This is a genomic window from Pseudidiomarina salilacus (assembly GCF_047323925.1).
GTDB classification, from domain to species: Bacteria; Pseudomonadota; Gammaproteobacteria; order Enterobacterales; family Alteromonadaceae; genus Pseudidiomarina; species Pseudidiomarina salilacus.
In genome coordinates this window covers 1,269,567-1,285,799 of the sequence record NZ_CP178751.1, presented here as the reverse complement: position 1 = coordinate 1,285,799, position 16,233 = coordinate 1,269,567, and the positions used below count along the sequence as shown (strand labels likewise).

Annotated in this window: 12 protein-coding genes; all 12 read left to right on the top strand. The window is 53.0% G+C overall.

The features are described 5' to 3' along the window. Nucleotides 1-9: 9 nt before the first annotated feature. Genes ACJ8W9_RS06135 through ACJ8W9_RS06080 form a run of 12 tightly spaced genes read left to right on the top strand, consistent with a single transcriptional unit; the run spans nucleotide 10 to nucleotide 16,223 of the window. Nucleotides 10-939, top strand: coding sequence for a hydroxymethylglutaryl-CoA lyase (locus ACJ8W9_RS06135; RefSeq protein WP_411360637.1), 930 nt, complete (start codon nucleotides 10-12; stop codon nucleotides 937-939). Beyond that, on the top strand, nucleotides 932-1,984 hold the full coding sequence (locus ACJ8W9_RS06130) for a YCF48-related protein (RefSeq protein ID WP_411358986.1): 1,053 nt from the start codon (nucleotides 932-934) through the stop codon (nucleotides 1,982-1,984). The genes ACJ8W9_RS06135 and ACJ8W9_RS06130 overlap by 8 nt, the downstream gene beginning before the upstream one ends. Next, entirely contained in the window at nucleotides 1,981-4,386 is a 2,406-nt protein-coding gene (locus tag ACJ8W9_RS06125) for an efflux RND transporter permease subunit (RefSeq protein ID WP_411358985.1), read from the top strand. The genes ACJ8W9_RS06130 and ACJ8W9_RS06125 overlap by 4 nt, the downstream gene beginning before the upstream one ends. Then, complete coding sequence (locus ACJ8W9_RS06120; protein WP_411358984.1) at nucleotides 4,376-6,019, top strand: DUF1302 family protein; 1,644 nt, start codon at nucleotides 4,376-4,378, stop codon at nucleotides 6,017-6,019. Before ACJ8W9_RS06125 ends, ACJ8W9_RS06120 begins: the two co-directional genes overlap by 11 nt. Before the next feature lie 10 nt (nucleotides 6,020-6,029). Next, nucleotides 6,030-7,292, top strand: a complete 1,263-nt coding sequence (locus ACJ8W9_RS06115) for a DUF1329 domain-containing protein (RefSeq protein ID WP_411358983.1) — start codon at nucleotides 6,030-6,032, stop codon at nucleotides 7,290-7,292. An 8-nt stretch (nucleotides 7,293-7,300) separates the two neighbouring features. Continuing rightward, complete coding sequence (locus tag ACJ8W9_RS06110) at nucleotides 7,301-9,364, top strand: hydantoinase/oxoprolinase family protein (protein WP_411360636.1); 2,064 nt, start codon at nucleotides 7,301-7,303, stop codon at nucleotides 9,362-9,364. Between the two features lie 4 nt (nucleotides 9,365-9,368). Next, the gene (locus tag ACJ8W9_RS06105) at nucleotides 9,369-11,231 is read left to right on the top strand and encodes a hydantoinase B/oxoprolinase family protein (RefSeq protein ID WP_411360635.1); all 1,863 of its coding nucleotides are present in this window, start codon (nucleotides 9,369-9,371) and stop codon (nucleotides 11,229-11,231) included. Further along, the gene (locus ACJ8W9_RS06100; RefSeq protein WP_411358980.1) at nucleotides 11,232-11,861 is read left to right on the top strand and encodes an isochorismatase family protein; all 630 of its coding nucleotides are present in this window, start codon (nucleotides 11,232-11,234) and stop codon (nucleotides 11,859-11,861) included. After that, complete coding sequence (locus tag ACJ8W9_RS06095) at nucleotides 11,827-12,240, top strand: hypothetical protein (protein WP_411358979.1); 414 nt, start codon at nucleotides 11,827-11,829, stop codon at nucleotides 12,238-12,240. Before ACJ8W9_RS06100 ends, ACJ8W9_RS06095 begins: the two co-directional genes overlap by 35 nt. 50 nt (nucleotides 12,241-12,290) lie before the next feature. Then, entirely contained in the window at nucleotides 12,291-13,709 is a 1,419-nt protein-coding gene (gene leuC, locus ACJ8W9_RS06090; protein WP_411360634.1) for a 3-isopropylmalate dehydratase large subunit, read from the top strand. Then, the gene (gene leuD, locus ACJ8W9_RS06085; protein ID WP_411360633.1) at nucleotides 13,703-14,359 is read left to right on the top strand and encodes a 3-isopropylmalate dehydratase small subunit; all 657 of its coding nucleotides are present in this window, start codon (nucleotides 13,703-13,705) and stop codon (nucleotides 14,357-14,359) included. The genes leuC and leuD overlap by 7 nt, the downstream gene beginning before the upstream one ends. Next, nucleotides 14,304-16,223 carry a sigma 54-interacting transcriptional regulator gene (locus ACJ8W9_RS06080; protein ID WP_411358976.1) on the top strand — a complete coding sequence of 640 codons (1,920 nt, stop codon included), beginning with the start codon at nucleotides 14,304-14,306 and terminating at the stop codon, nucleotides 16,221-16,223. Before leuD ends, ACJ8W9_RS06080 begins: the two co-directional genes overlap by 56 nt. Nucleotides 16,224-16,233: the final 10 nt, after the last annotated feature.

The following is a 16,233-nucleotide window of genomic DNA, read 5'->3' as shown; positions in this document are numbered from 1 at the left end:
GAGATCAACATGAGTCAATGGGTCACCATTAACGAAGTAGGTCCACGCGATGGCCTACAAAGTCTCGGTAAGGTGTTAACCGCCGAGAAACGCTTGCAACTGATTCAAGGCTTGGTCGACTGCGGCCTCAGCGCGATTGAAGCGACCTCGTTTGTGTCACCGAAAGCGGTGCCACAAATGGCGGGAGCGGCCGAGCTTTATCAACAGCTACCTGACACTGACAAAGTGCGCTATGCCGCCTTGGTGCCAAACGTACGTGGTTATACCGACGCGAAAGCTGCCGGTGCGCACACAGTGAACGTGGTGCTGTCGGTAACCGACACTATGAATCGTAAAAACATCAACATGAGCTTGGAGCAAACCGCACAGGTGTGTGCCGAGATCATGCAACAGGCGGCAGCCGACCAACTCAACGGTCAGGCTTATCTAGCTGTCGCCTTCGAATGTCCGTTTGAGGGCACAGTCGACCCACAGGTGGTGACTGGCTTTGCGCAGCAAATGCTCGAAGCCGGCGCGAAGAAAATCATTATTGCCGACACCATTGGCGCCGCTAACCCAGCGCAAGTCACCACGCTGCTGAATCAATTGCAGGCGGTGGTGCCAATGGCACAGGTTGCTTGTCACTTCCACGATACCCGTGGCATGGCGTTGGCCAATGTGTATGCCGCGTTGCAATGTGGCGTGCGTGAGTTTGATACCGCCATCGGTGGTATGGGCGGCTGTCCATTTTCGCCGGGTGCCAGCGGTAACATGGCCACCGAAGATGCGGTGCTGATGCTAGAGCAAATGGGCTACCAAACCGGCATTTCACTGCCGCAACTGACCCAGTTTATCGGTACAGCCGAAGCCATGGTCGAGCGTAAGCTTGGCGGCCACAGCTATAACTGGTTGAAACGCCAGTACCTGAACGACACAGAGCAAGGAGCGCATTGTGGCTAAAGGAATGCAAAAGCTGTTCAGCCTCCTAGCAGGCCTTGCGCCTTGGCTGATTGTTGCAGGGTTGGCGTATGCCGCTGCCTTTATTAAACCAGAAACCGAATTGCGGCCGTTGCCGCAGCCATTGCTTGAAGCACGTGATGTCTTTTTCGATGTGGTGGCAACGCCGGACGATATTCTCGTTTATGTCGGTCGCAATGGCACTTTTTTGACGCGTAATGCGGATCGTGAGTGGCAGCGTGGGCAATTTGCCGAAGAACACAACTTGCAGGCTATCGCGCAACACACCAATGGCACCATTGCTGCGGTCGGTAACCAAGGCGCCTTTTATGTGTATGACGGCGAACTGAGTCTTAGCGCGCTGGCCGAGCCAAATAATTGGCAGTTTCAAGCGCTACCGGTCAGTGAATTTGCCGGTAAGTTGCTAGGGATTACCGCCAGCGCTGATGGCTTCTGGGTGGTGGGCGAAATGGGCACCATTTTCCATTTGCAGCAAAGCGCGAAAGGCCAGCCTTTCAACGTACAGGCCAAAGAGCTTGAGCAAGACGTCAACCTCAGCGATGTTGCGGTTGCTGCAAACGGCAGTATTTGGATCGCCGGTGAGTTTGGCACTTTACTTAGCAGCACTGACAACGGTGCAAACTGGCAAAGCCAAGAGCTGACCGATGTGACCTTACAAAGCATCGCTATCGACGCCGAGCATATGCTGGTGGTCGGTAATTCAGGCTATATGGCGGCCAGTTATGACCAAGGTGCTAGCTGGGAACAGCTCGACAGCCCTACCGACGCACATCTTTATAGTGCCGCGCTCAGCGAGCAGGGTTGGCTCGTCGCTGGCGCTAACGGCACGCTGCTCTGGCGCAACGATAATAACGGTTGGCAAGCGCTCGAAGGCAATAACAGCACCTTCAATTTTGTTAGCAATAGCGCTCAAACTACTCGCCAAACCTTCGTTTTCACCGGTAGTCATCTTACTTCGCTCGATTTTTCTCGCACTCCACTCCAATTTGAAGCGGTAACGCCGACCGCTAAGGCAGGCGCGTTATGATGCTTGAACGTTTCGCAATTTGGTTATCGCGCACCGCGATCCGCTACCGCAAAGCCAGTGCCGGCTTGATTCTGGTCACCACGGCTTTTATGGCATTAACTTTGTTGAATCTGGATGTGCGTACGGTGTTCAGTGACATGGTGCCAAGCACCCATCCTTACACCGAAGTACATGAGCAATATAAAGAAACCTTTGGTGGCACCAACAAAGTTAGCATTGTGATTAAAGCTAACGAGGGCGAAATCTTTACCCGTGAAATATTGGCCGAAATTCAGCGCGTCACCAACGAGCTGAATACTGTGAAAGGGGCGAATCCGTTCCAGATCATTTCGCTCGCATCGCGCCAGTTGAAATCCATTAATGCGTCGAGCTACGGCATCGAAACTGTGCCGTTGATGTGGCCAGACTTGCCGCAAACCGATGCTGAAATTGCCGACCTGCGTGCCAGTGTGCTGAGCAACAGCCTCGTCTATGGCATCTATGTCGATACCCAGTTGGAATCGGCGCTGATCCAGCTCGATTTCTATGATCAGTTGGTGGACTACCAAGTCATTCTGCCAGCCATTCAAGACATCATTGCTGACAGCACCACCGACCAAGTGACTCACCATGTGATTGGTGAGCCTGCGTTGTACGGTTGGGTTAACGTGCATTTGGACGAAACCGTGCGCATCGCTCTGATCAGTCTCGGGGCCATGTTGTTTGCCTTGTTTATTTTGAACCAGACCTGGCGTGGCACCTTGTTGCCGCTGCTCAGTGGGGTGGTCTCTGCGACTTGGGCGTTGGGTATCGGTGTGCTACTGGGCTACAACTTTGACCCGCTGGTAGTGGTGGTGGCCTTTATCATCACGGCGCGCTGTTTTAGTCATGCCGTGCAAATGATTGTGCGCTTCGATGACTTGGTCGAAAACGACTTTATCGAACCGCGCAAAGCCGCTGAATCGACCATGCGTGAACTGTTCCGGCCGGGACTGCTCGGCATTATCTCTGACGCTGGCGCCATTTTATGTGTGGTCATTACACCCATTCCATTACTGCAAAAAGTCTCGATTATCGGTGCGATTTGGGTCGTCACTATTTGCTTCTCGGCCATGGTGCTAACGCCAGTACTGTTGAGCTGGGTGAAAAAGCCGCTGCCGAAAGCCCATCCGATTAACTGTCGCCGTGGGTTGAATGCGGTGCTGTATGTCGCGGCCTTGTGTGTCGAGACCCGTGTGCGCTACTTCATCATTCCAGTGGTGCTGTTGAGCATGGGCGGCTTACTGTTTAAAGCGACCGATTTGACCATCGGTGATGCCACACCAGGATCGCCGATCCTTTGGGAAGACAGCGACTTTAACCGCGACAGCGCCTTGATTAACTCGCGTTACCCGGGTGCCGAACAAATGTTCATTGTGCTGGAGGGCGACGAAGAGAATGATATGAAGCGCCCAGAAGTGCTGCGTTGGATGCAAGAATTCCAGCGCCATATTGAGCGCTTGCCAGAAGTAGGAGCCACCGTCAGCTTGGCCGATGTGATTGTCGATGTGAAACGCAATTTGTACGAGGGTAATCCGCGTTACACCGAGCTCGGCAGCTCTCAGCTCGAAAACGGTGAATTGATTAATTTCTATATGCAAGGCGCGCCGCCGGACGATTTAGCCCAATTCGTAGACACGCTTTATACCAGTGCGTCGGTGCGCCTTTTTATTCGTGACCGCCAAGGCGAAACCTTGCGTCAAGTCACTCAACAGATTCAAAAGTTCATCGACGAGAATCCGCTTGAACATGCACAAGTGCGCATGGCCGGTGGTTCGTCAGGCATGATCGCCGCCGTCAATGAAATCCTTTTGAATGACCAAATTGAAGCAGTGGCGTTGGCGCTATTGGTGGTGATTATCAGTTGTTTGCTGGTCTATCGCGCCTCGGCTAGCGGCATCTTCTTCATTATTCCAGTGCTTATTTCCAACATTGTCACCTTCGCATTTATGGCGTGGCAAGGCATTGGCATGAGTATCAGCACCTTACCTGTGGTCGCTTTAGGCATTGGTTTAGGCGTTGATTACGCGTTCTACATCGTGGACTCCATCAAAGAGTACCTCGAGAAGCACAAGAAACAGGATTTGGTTGAAGCGATTCACCAAGCCATTTTCTCGGCCGGCCGCGGGGTGCTTTTGACCTCGGTCACGCTGGCCTGTGGCGTATTGTTCTGGTCACTCAGTTCACTGCGCTTTCAAGCAGAAATGGGGATGTTAATCGGACTTTGGTTGCTCACCTCAGCGTTCACTTCGCTGTTTGTGATGCCGACCTTGGTGCGCTTACTCAAACCTGCCTTTATCTTCGACGGCAACGTCGACGGGGTGAGTTCAGACGATCTCACAAGTTCTACTACCAACAACAAGGTCAATCGAGATGCATACTAAAAACAACATGATGCCTCGTAAATCTGCCTTATTTGCGGCAATAGCTTTGGCGACTTCAGCAGGACTGACGAGTAACCAAGTACAGGCTGCAGACGATGGCTTTTTTGCAGGCTGGGAAGTAAGTGGTTACGTGCGTCAGCATGTTTCTATGAACTTAGAAGAGCCCACTTTGGTGGGTCCAGACTTTCAACAACGTGACGACTATCAATATGATATCTCGATGGCGCGTACTTCGTTGAAGCTTGATTTATATAAAGATTTCGGTAACTACCGCGTCAAAATTACCGGTCGTGCGGCGCAAGAAATCGAAACCGACTACTTAAAAGATCTGCAACAGGTTTCTGATGAGTGGGCACAAACCGGTGGTGTCGCAGGCTCGCCCGTCGATTTGATGGACGACAATTATAACGACATCGAGTTGCGTGAATTTTGGATTGAAGGGGCGTTAACTGACACCCTCGATTTCAAAATCGGCCGTCAACAAGTGGTGTGGGGTGAAACCGACTTCTTCGCTTTGCTCGACGTGGTCCACGGCTATGACTATCGCTGGCGCTCATTCTTAGAGCCAGAGAACGAAGAGCTACGCAAGCCATTGAACATGGTGAACTTAGTTCAGCGTTTTGATGACCTAGATGGCAGCCTACAGTTTCTGTATATCCCTGGCAGCTTGAATGACGTCGATGATCGCGGCAATAGCTACGATGTCGAAGGCGGTCGTTGGGCGAATAACCCGAACAAAGGTATTGCCTTCCCTGGCGCGCCATTCGGTGCCAACGTGAAGTACAACCGCACCCATCCAGAAGCTGACCTTGAAGACGATTCATTTGGTTTGCGCTGGAATGGTCTTGCCGGTGATTGGGGTTATTCCTTGGCGTACTTCCGCGGTCCATCGATTGACCCGGTCGCCAATGCCAACCCAGCAACGAATCCAGGTCAACCAGAGCTGCAAACCGGCCCTTATGGCGGGATTTATGAGGGTGGTCCGGGCGAAGCGGGTGAGTTTATCTTCCCAACCGTCGATGTACTTGGCTTTACCGCCAACAACTACTTTGCCGGTATCGACGCGGTCTTTAGTACCGAAATCGCTTACATCATCGACAGCCCAATGAACGTCGGTCGCGAAAGTATCGCTGAAGGTCCAGGTTGTGGTTTCTTCCCCGGCTTCTGTGGCATTGAAGAGCGTGACGTGGTTGCCACTATGTTCCGTCTTGATAAGCAAGTCGACCTGAGCAGCTACATTGGCACCAGCCGTCCATCGTTCTTGTCGGTGCAGCTTTTCGACAAGTGGATCATGGATTACGACCACGCTGACCAGCTGGTCAATCTTGCCGGTTTTGGTGCCGACCGTAACGAGCACAACACCATTATTACCGGCATCCTCGGGATGAATTACGATAACGATAAAATCAACCCAACCCTTGCGGTAGGTGCTGATTTAACCAATGGCGGTGGTTTTGTGATTCCGTCGGTTGAGTTGGTCTATGGCGACCACTGGCGCTTGCGTCTTGAAGCTGACTTTTTCTTTGACAGCAACAATCAAGAAGTGCCATTGGCGGGCTTTAACGACACCAACTTGTTTGGTTACTTCGCAGGCAACGACCAATTGGTCGCGCGCTTAACCTACCAATTCTAAGGAGCACATCATGACTATTATGCAGAACAAGCTTTGGTTATCGCTGCTCGCCTCGAGCATGTTGTTCAGCGCCGCCCAGGCAGCTGAACTCGAGCCCGGCGCTGTGATCAACGCAGGTAACCTCGAAACCCGTATGAACGATACCTTTGAAGGTCACAAGATTTCTGATCTGTTGACTGAGCGTCAAGCGTACTTAATCGCTAACGAAGGTTTAAGCATCACCTTAAAGGCCTCGACACCTATCCAATTAGGTGACGACTATGTGGCTGCTACTGAACAATATTCGGCGCAGGCAAGCTACAACCCAGACACTCGCATGATGGAAGGTTGGGTTGCCGGTATGCCGTTTCCGAACGTCACGGCGGAAGACCCACACGCCGCCGAGAAGTTGATCTGGAACCACCATGTGGCGCAGCCAACCAAGAACTTCCAAGACTACTCGCAGTTTGCCTACTTGTTCATCGACGATGAAGATGGCTTGGAACGGACGCAAGAATGGGTGCTGCAGCGCTACTACATGAAGGGTCGCTTAGGTGAGGATGCCACTGAGCAGGGCGATGGCGATATTCTGTGGAAGCAACTGTTGTATGCAACCTATCCAAACGATATTCGTGGCCTTGGTTTGCACACCATTCGCTATGATTCACCGAAACTAGATGACAGCTGGGCGTACATTAAGAGCGTTCGCCGGACCCGTCGTCTGTCAGGTGGTACTTGGATGGATCCGATTGGCGGAACCGACCAGTTGAACGATGACATTGAGATTTTCAATGCGCATCCAACTTGGTACCCAGAATATAAATTAGTCGACAAACGCACTATTTTAGTAGTAGCTAATAGTCAGTCGACGCCATGGCAGCCAGATGCTTCTGGTAATGCTGCGTTCCCAATCGTTGATCTGGACACTGCGCCGTACTGGAACCCTGCTGATCAGTGGGAACCGCGTGAAGTATGGGTGATTGAAGCCATCGCACCACCGGAGCACCCGTACAGCAAGAAGGTCATGTACATGGATACGCAGTTCCCGCGTTTCTACATGGCTGATGTGTATGATCGCCGTGGCGAGTTCTGGAAGTGGATGAACTACAACCTACGCACCATCGACACTGAAGATGGCGACCGCGGTATTGTGTCGAATGCTGGTTTCACTATTGATTATCAGCGTCGTCACGCAACTATTTTCGTGCTGGCTCCGAATGCGCGCTTAAACACTGAAGGTGTTGATGCCGATTCGATCAGCTTACGTACACTCCAACGTGAAGCAGTCCGCTAGGAGGCAGTATGAGTTTTCGTCTAGGCGTAGATGTCGGTGGTACTTTCACCGACTTACTACTGATTAATGATGCAACCGGTGAGACTTACACGGCGAAGGTTCCTTCAACGCCGAAGGATTCTTCGATTGGGGTACTCAACGGTATCGAGAAGATTTGTCGTACTTCGGGCGTTGATCCGAAGCAAATCAAAAAGGTCATGCACGGCACCACGGTAGGTACTAACGCTATTTTGACGCAGAAAGGCGCCAAAGTGGGCTTGGTGACCACCAAGGGCTACAAACAAGTGCTGCATATCGCACGCTCGTTTGTGCCTGGTGGTTTAGGTGGCTGGGTGGTGTTTAACAAAGAACCTTTGTTAGCCCCGCTGGAGCGCACTGTTGAGGCCGATGAGCGCATGTCAGCAAAAGGCGAGGTGGTGAAGCCACTAGACCGCGAAGCGATTCGCGCTGAACTTGAGCGCTTGCGTGATGCCGGTATCGAGGCATTAACAGTGAGCCTGATCAACGCCTACGCCAATGGCGACCATGAGCATGAGATTGCTGCTATTGCAGCTGAAGTGATGCCGGATATCCCGGTGTCACTTTCGTGTGAAGTGGTACCTGAAATGCAAGAATATGAGCGTACCGAAACTACAGTCGTGAACAGTTTCGTACGTCCAGAAGTGGCAAGTTATTTGACCCACCTTGAAGACGAACTGAAAAGTCGTCTGGCGGACGATGTCGAGCTCTCGATTCTGCGCTCAGACGGTGGTTTGTCAGCCGCTAAACAAGCGGCGAACACGCCAGTGAACCTGTTATTGTCTGGTCCTGCGGGTGGTGTTGCTGGCGCTATTTGGTTCTGTACCCGTGCTGGCTTTGACAAGGTACTGACCTTTGATGTAGGTGGTACTTCGACTGACGTTGCCTTGATCGAAAATGGTTCTGCGCGCTTACGTCGGGAAACCCGCGTAGGTGACGTTGCGGTCCGCGCGCCATCTGTGGACGTGCGTACCATTGGTGCCGGTGGCGGTTCGATTGCTTTCGTTCCTGAACTGACCAAGGCGTTACGCGTTGGTCCGCAATCTGCCGGTGCTGAGCCGGGGCCTGCGGCGTATAACAAAGGCGGTGAGCAACCGACCACCACCGATGCCAACGTGGTATTGGGCTATTTGCCAGCGAATCAAAAGCTCGGTGGCGATATGGAAGTACGCGAAGATCTCGCGCGGGCGGCGGTGCAAAAAGTCGCGGATGCCATGGGAATTTCGATTTACGAAGCGGCCGAAGGTATTGTCCGCATTGCCAACGAACACATGTTCGGTGCGCTGCGTTTGATCTCGGTCGAGCAAGGCTATGACCCGCGTGACTTTGCGCTTTGTGGCTTTGGTGGTGCAGGTCCGTTGCATGCCAACGCTTTGGGTATTTTGATGGATGCCTGGCCGGTGATTGTCCCGCCAGCACCGGGCGTACTCTGCGCCTATGGTGATGCCACCACGCGCGTCAAAGATGAAGCGTCACGCTCATTGGTGAAAGGCGTATCAAAATTGACCGACGCTGGCGTGCTGGAAGCGTTTGAGCAAGTCACCCGTCAAGTGACTGAATCACTTGCCCGTCAAGGTATTGATGCGAGCGAGCAAACGATTAACTGGCAAGCTGACTTGCGCTATCAAGGGCAAGCCTTGTTGCTGACGCAAGAAGTAGAGCCAGCGGCGTTTAAAGAGCGTGGCCTGAGTGTCTTGACTGATGCGTTCGATGCTGAGCATGAGCAATTGTTTAGCTTCAAGCTCGATGAAGAGCACGAATTGGTGAACTTGCGTGCTATCTCACGTGCTCCACGCCCGAATATTACCGAGCGTACCTTTGCCGAGACCGATCGCAGCATCGCTGATGCCGAAATGGGTCATAACGAAATCTATTTTGACGGCAATTTACATCAAGCCACCCACTACAATCGTGATTTGTTGAGCCCAGGCCATGTGGTGCCGGGTCCGGCGATTGTTATGGAGATGGATTCAACCACAGTGATCTTCCCGGGCTACCATGCGCGTGTCGATAAAGTGGGTAACTTGCTGATTGAACCTGCGGGTAAGGAGTAACGCCATGCCAGCACAACTAATTGAAACCAATAGCACGCCGTTGCAGCGCGTCAATGTGGATACGGTGACCCTCGATATTATCGAGAACGCCATGGCCAACGCACGTAACGAAATGGACGCGGTGTTGTTCCGCACGGCGATGTCGCCGGGTATTCGTGAGCAAGGCGATGCTTTTCCAATGATTGCCAACCACGAAGGGAAGATGGTGGTCGGCCAGTTTGGCTCGTTTATCACCGGTTTTACCGAGTCGTATCAGGGCACCATCGAAGAAGGTGACGTGTTCCTGACCAACGACCCTTACATGTGTGATGGCGCTGTCTCGCATTTGCCAGATTGGCTGATCATGGTGCCGGTGTTCCACAACGGACGCTTGATTAACTGGGCGGCGATGTTCGGTCACATGTCCGATGTCGGCGGTAAAGTACCAGGCTCTTTGCCAACCGATGCCAAGACCATCTTTGAAGAAGGGATCCGCATTCCGCCCTTGAAAATCTACCGTAACGGCGAGCTCAACAGCGATGTGTTGGATTTGATTCTACACAACGTGCGCATGCCGCGCTGGAACCGCTCGGACTTTAACGCCATTGTGGCCTCGTGCCGCACCGCCGGTAAACGCTGCATGGAACTGGCGAAACGCTTCGGCGACGACGTGTTTACCAGTGCTTTAACGATGATGCTCGAGCGTAACTTTGTGGCGATGCGTGAAATCATTCGCACCGTTATTCCAGAGTCGAAACAGACCTTTGAAGACTACATTTGTGACGATGGTGCAGGTTTAGGTCCGTACACCATTCGTTGCTCGATGTGGCGCGAGGGTGACAAAGCGATTTTTGACTTTGAGGGTACCGACCCACAAGCACCGTCATCGATTAACTTCTATTTGAACGAAGAAATGTTCAAGATGTTCTTCGGGGCGTTCACCATCAACTTGTTTGATCCGTCGATTCTGTTCAACGATGGCTTCTATGACTTAGTTGATGTGCGCATTCCGCAGGGTTCTATCTTGAAGCCAAACTTCCCAGCTGCGTTGTCGTGCCGCACCCACTTATTGGGCCGGATCTTTGACATTATGGGTGGTTTGCTCGGACAAGGGAACCCAGCAGCGATGAGTGCGGCTGGTTTCTCTGACTCGCCACATTTTATGTACTCGGGTTACGACGAGAACGATGAATGGTTCCAGTTATTCCAGATCGGTTTCGGCGGTATTCCGGGACGTCCAGCTGGCGATGGCCCTGATGGTCACTCGTTGTGGCCGGGCTTTACCAACGTACCAAACGAATTTATCGAGGCCTACTTCCCGCTACGGATCGAAACGTACGAGACCATTATTGATTCGGGTGGTGCCGGTAAGCATCGCGGTGGTAATGGCTTGCGTGTCGGCTATCGGTTGCTCGCGAAAGGCGAAATCTCGATTCACGACGACCGCTGGTTGACCTACCCGTGGGGTGTGAGTGGCGGTACGCCAGGTCAGCGTAGCCGTAAAGTGTTGGTGCGCGCCGATGGTTCGCAGGAAATTCTGCCGTCGAAGTGCGACAACATCAAGGTCGAAAAAGATGACCTGCTGTTGTTCGAAACTTGGGGTGGCGGTGGCTGGGGCGACCCAACCGAACGCGACCTTGCAGCGATGAGCCTCGACGTACAACGTGGTTTGATCAGCGTCGATGGTGCCCGTCGTTACGGTGTGGTAGTGGCAGCTGATGGCACTATTGATAGCGCTGCAACCGAAGCCTTACGCAATGAAATCCGTGCCGCTCGCACTGAGGAACTGCCGCTGTTTGACCGTGGTGGTACCTTGGCGGAAATCAAGGCGCGTGCCTTGGCTGAAACTGGCTTGCCAGCACCAGCAACACCGCAGTGGGAACGTTAAATGACGACCGCGTTTCGGAGCACAGAAAAACTAACACCAGCCCAGCAGTACGGACTGGTGTTAGTCGATTTGTCGGTAGGCTTCACCCAGCCGTCGCTGAGCCCGCTTGGGGCTGAGAGCGATGCTGTGGTGGCTGCGAATCAGCGGTTGTTAGCAGCGTTTCGTGAGCGCGGCTGGCCGGTATTTTTTACCACCGTGGTCTATGACACACCCGAGCAAGCTGCGGTGTTTCGCGAGAAACTGCCTTCGTTAAATGTGCTTGAGCGTGGCTCGCCGTTGGTCGATATCGACCCGCGGGTGGCGCCGCAAGCCGACGAAGTGGTGATCGAGAAGCATTGGGCCAGTGGCTTTTTTGCAACTGACTTAGCCGCGCAATTACGCGCGGCAGGTTGCGACGGCGTCATGGTGACCGGCTTGACCACCAGTGGTTGTGTGCGGGCGACCGCCGTCGATGCGCTGCAACACGATTTTCGTGTGGTGGTGCCGATTGAAGCCTGTGGTGATCGCGATAACGCTGCTCATAAGGCGAACCTTTATGACTTACAAATTAAATATGCCGACGTGGTCAGCTTGCACTACGCGTTGCAATTGGTGCGTGGCCGCGCTGCTACTGACGTTGACTGGCTGTAGTTCAGTTACTGACGGTTCAGGGGCTGGTGCGCGGACGCCGCTGAGTGCTGATACCGCGACCGCCACGGTGCAACAACGTTTGCAACAACAACTCGCAGCTGAACCCGCCTGGTGCAACGTGTATCGGTCGGACTATGTGGCAGCATTTGCGCTGAACGTGCGCGGTTTAAGTGAAGACAACGCAACCATGCAAACACAAGCAGACGCTGCCTTTGCTGAACTCGCGCAGGATGACGGCGATTGTCGCTTGCCGCAGTGCATTATCGAGCCGTTGCAAGAAGGCAAATTAACTTATTGGTGTGGTTATCGCGAAGACGGCCTTGCTGGGCAAGAAGTGAACGTCTGGTTCGCTTGGGATACCTTGGCGCCGGTGCGCTAATTTTCCGTCTGTTGTTCGCTGATACCGTACCGCATAGATTGGAGCTGGTTATGGCTGGCCAAACCTTATACGACAAACTTTGGCAGCGCCATGTGGTAGCTGCCTTACCCGACGACAGTGTGCTGTTGTATATCGACCGCCAACTGTTGCATGAAGTGACCTCACCGCAGGCTTTTTCTGGATTGGAGTTGGCGGGGCGCAAATTGTGGCGTACCGCAGCAAATGTGGCGGTGCCGGATCACGCGGTGCCGACGCGTTATCGTGAGCAAGGCCTGATTGGTATTTATGACCCCATTGCGCGCCAGCAAGTCGCGACCATGGAAGCCAATTGTAAACGGCACAATGTGCCCCTGATTGACTTGCAAGATCAACGCCAAGGCATCGTGCATGTGGTGGGTCCAGAGTTAGGCTTAACGTTGCCGGGCATGACCGTGGTGTGTGGTGATTCGCATACCTCTACTCACGGCGCTTTGGCGACTTTAGCGATGGGCATCGGCAGTTCCGAAGTAGAACATGTGATGGCCACGCAAACCCTGCGTACGCGCAAACAGAAGAACATGCGGGTGCGCTTTGAAGGGGTGATGCCGTGTGGGGTGACGCCGAAAGATTTGATCCTGGCGCTGATTGGTGAAATTGGTGCCGCTGGCGCACGTGGTTATGCGGTGGAATATGCTGGGCCGATCATCGAGCAAATGTCGATGGAAGGGCGTATGACGATTTGCAATATGACCATTGAAGCTGGCGCCCGCAATGGCTTAGTGGCGTTTGATGCGATAACCGAAGCCTATGTCCGCGACAAGCCTTACGCGCCGAAGTCGACCTTGTGGCAGCGGGCGCTGGAAGATTGGCAAGCGCTGCATTCTGATGCTAATGCTGAATTCGACCGTGAAGTCGTCATTGATGTCAGTCAATTAGGGCCACAAGTGACCTGGGGTACGTCGCCGGATATGGTCACTGGCGTCGACGGGCGGGTGCCTGAGTTCGTTGCTGATGCTTCGGCTACTGAGCGCCAAGCACTGCAGCGCGCGCTTGATTATATGGGGCTGCAGGCCGGGCAATCGCTGATAGGTTTGCCGGTTGATAAAGTCTTTATCGGCTCCTGTACCAACGCCCGTATTGAAGACTTGCGCGAAGTGGCGGCACTGGTCGCTGGCAAGCAGGTCGCAGCCAATGTTAAGGAAGCCCTGATAGTGCCGGGCTCTGGCTTGGTGAAAAAACAGGCGGAGAGCGAAGGTTTGCACCACATCTTTCTGGACGCAGGTTTTCAGTGGCGTGACTCCGGCTGCTCCATGTGTTTGGGCATGAACGATGATCGTTTGGCAGCTGGTGAGCGTTGTGCTTCAACCTCGAACCGCAATTTCGAAGGGCGTCAAGGCAAGGGCGGTCGCACGCACTTAATGAGTCCGGTGATGGCAGCTGCAGCAGCTATACATGGCGCCATTGTCGACGTACGAGGTGAGTTATGTTGAAACCTTTAATTGAGCATACCGGTATTGTGATTCCGTTGGACCGTAGCGATATCGATACCGATGCGTTGTTACCCAAGCAATACTTGAAGAAGCTTGAAAAAGTTGGCTATGGCGACTTTTTGTTTGATGACGAGCGCTTTCTGAACGCCGGTGATGTCGACACACCGCTGAGCGAGCGTGAAGAAAATCCTGACTTTGTGCTGAATCAAGAGCCTTATCGCAATGGCTCAGTGGTGCTAGCACAAAAGAATTTCGGTTGTGGTTCATCGCGTGAGCATGCAGTGTGGGCGCTGCGTGACTTCGGTGTACGCGTATTGCTGGCGCCGAGCTATGGCGAGATTTTCTACAACAATTGCTTTAATAACGGCTTGCTGCCGATTGTTTTACCGCAGACCGAGATCGATGCGTTATTCGCGTTGGAACGCGCTGCTGGAGCTGCTGGGTTGAAGGTCAATGTTGATATCGCGTCACGTTGCATTCGGGTGGGGGATCGCGAGCTGACGTTCGAACTTGCTGAAAGCCGCCAACAAGCCCTTATGCGCGGCATGGATCCGATTGGCGAAACGCTTGAATATGCCGAAAAAATCCGCGAGTATGAGCGCACAAACAAGCAAAAATACGCGTGGTTATTCGCCGAGCATGGACTTTAAAAATACTGATGAGCGTCTGGTTCGGGTTTGTTTAATTGGTAACTCGAAACTTAATAAAATGGTGCACTCGCTGCTGCCGGAATTTAGGGAAGTTGCCGAGTTCACCATTATTGATAGTATTTTTGCCGATGCTTTATCCAGCGCCCATCGCTTAATTGAAGCCAATGCTGTTGATGTGTTTATCAGTGCTGGTGCCAACGCTTTCTATTTAAAAGATACCTTGCCCGTGCCCGTCGTACCGCTGCGGGTTTCGCAAAGTGACTTGTTCGTGGCGGTGATGAAAGCCAGCGCTTTTTCGCGCAAAATGTTGCTGCTGACCCATGAACATCAATTGACCCGCACTGTTGATTTACTCTCTTATTTTGGCGATATCGATTTGATTCATCGCACCTATTCCACAGTGGATGAGGCGCGCGACATTTTCCAGAATCAAAAACAAGACCAATTTGGCGTAGTTATCGGCTCGTCGTTTGTCTGTGATTTGGCAGAAAAGGCCGGTATCCCTTATGTCATGGTGTATTCCCGCGAATCTTGTCGGTTTTTGATTGAAGCGGCTATTACCCGAGCCCGCGTTGAACGCAAGCGGCAAGAGCAGTCGGCGCTGGCTGATTTGTTGCTATCGAAAATGGATGCACCGAGCCTGTTGGTGAATCGCAAAGGCTATTTGATTGCCGCTAACCCTTCGGCGCAACAGTTATTCCCTGACCTGCATGGGCGTAAACGGGTGCCGTTGCAATTGCCGACGATTCGGTTCGGCGAGCTATCTGATCAAGCCACACCACTGACCATTGCCGAGCGTGATTATTTAGCCACGGGTTCGGCGTTTGTCCTCGAAGATGAATTGGTCGGGCGGCTGTATCGCTTTAAACCGAAAGTCGCGTTGGTGCAAAGTGGGGTGACTAAGCCAGTGCCGAAATTGACTTACGTTTCGGCCGAAATGCACCATGTTATTCGGCTGACTGAGCTGTATGCGGCAACGCCTTCGCCGGTGCTACTGCAAGGTGAAACTGGTACCGGTAAAGAGCTGATTGCCCGCCAAATCCATGCGCTAAGTCCGAATAGTGATGGGCCTTTTGTGGCAATCAACTGCGCGGCGATTCCGCTAGACTTGCTCGAGAGCGAGCTGTTTGGCTACGCCGAGGGCGCTTTCACCTCGGCGCGCAGCGGTGGGCGCACGGGTCTGTTGGAAGAAGCCAATGGCGGCACCTTCTTTATGGACGAGGTGAATGAGCTGCCGCTCACTCAGCAAGCAAAATTGCTGCGCATGCTGCAAGAAAAAGAAATTAAGCCGGTCGGCTCGAATCGCACCATTCCGTTGAATATCAAGTTTGTCGCGGCCTGTCATCACGACCTGCAAGTGGAAGTGGCAAATAAGCGTTTTCGCGAAGACTTGTATTACCGCATGAACGTGTTCTCGATTAAGTTACCAGCGCTGCGTGAGCGTTTGGATGATTTAGAGCCGTTGATGCTGTATTTCATGCACACCTTGAACAACCATTATCGTTATGACATCAGTGTGGCGCATTTGGTGAAAGATTTGTTGCCGATTTTCCGCGCTTACCAATGGCCGGGCAACGTGCGGCAACTGGAGAATTTAGTCGAGCGCTTGTTGGTGTCGCTGTCGATTTACGAATCAATTCCCGCGTTGATCGAGGCCTTGCCGTTGATCGCGCCAGAGCTGGTTGCTGCTGGCGCGGTGAGCACGGAAGAAGCAGCCGATGAAACGGCTGGCGGGCTTTTAAAACAATCGGAAGCGGAACAAATCGCCGACGCCCTGCGCCGCTTCGGCGGCAATAAAACTAAAGCCGCCGAATTCCTCGGCATAAGTAAAACCACGCTTTGGCGGCGGTTGAAAGAGCTTTGAGATCGCGGTG

Coding starts and splice junctions, on each gene's coding strand:
- ACJ8W9_RS06105 (WP_411360635.1), top strand. CDS start 9,369: ATGCCAGCACAACTAATTGAAACCAATAGCACGCCGTTGCAGCGCGTC.
- ACJ8W9_RS06100 (WP_411358980.1), top strand. CDS start 11,232: ATGACGACCGCGTTTCGGAGCACAGAAAAACTAACACCAGCCCAGCAG.
- leuC (WP_411360634.1), top strand. CDS start 12,291: ATGGCTGGCCAAACCTTATACGACAAACTTTGGCAGCGCCATGTGGTA.
- ACJ8W9_RS06120 (WP_411358984.1), top strand. CDS start 4,376: ATGCATACTAAAAACAACATGATGCCTCGTAAATCTGCCTTATTTGCG.
- ACJ8W9_RS06135 (WP_411360637.1), top strand. CDS start 10: ATGAGTCAATGGGTCACCATTAACGAAGTAGGTCCACGCGATGGCCTA.
- ACJ8W9_RS06080 (WP_411358976.1), top strand. CDS start 14,304: ATGAGCGCACAAACAAGCAAAAATACGCGTGGTTATTCGCCGAGCATG.
- leuD (WP_411360633.1), top strand. CDS start 13,703: ATGTTGAAACCTTTAATTGAGCATACCGGTATTGTGATTCCGTTGGAC.
- ACJ8W9_RS06115 (WP_411358983.1), top strand. CDS start 6,030: ATGACTATTATGCAGAACAAGCTTTGGTTATCGCTGCTCGCCTCGAGC.
- ACJ8W9_RS06125 (WP_411358985.1), top strand. CDS start 1,981: ATGATGCTTGAACGTTTCGCAATTTGGTTATCGCGCACCGCGATCCGC.
- ACJ8W9_RS06110 (WP_411360636.1), top strand. CDS start 7,301: ATGAGTTTTCGTCTAGGCGTAGATGTCGGTGGTACTTTCACCGACTTA.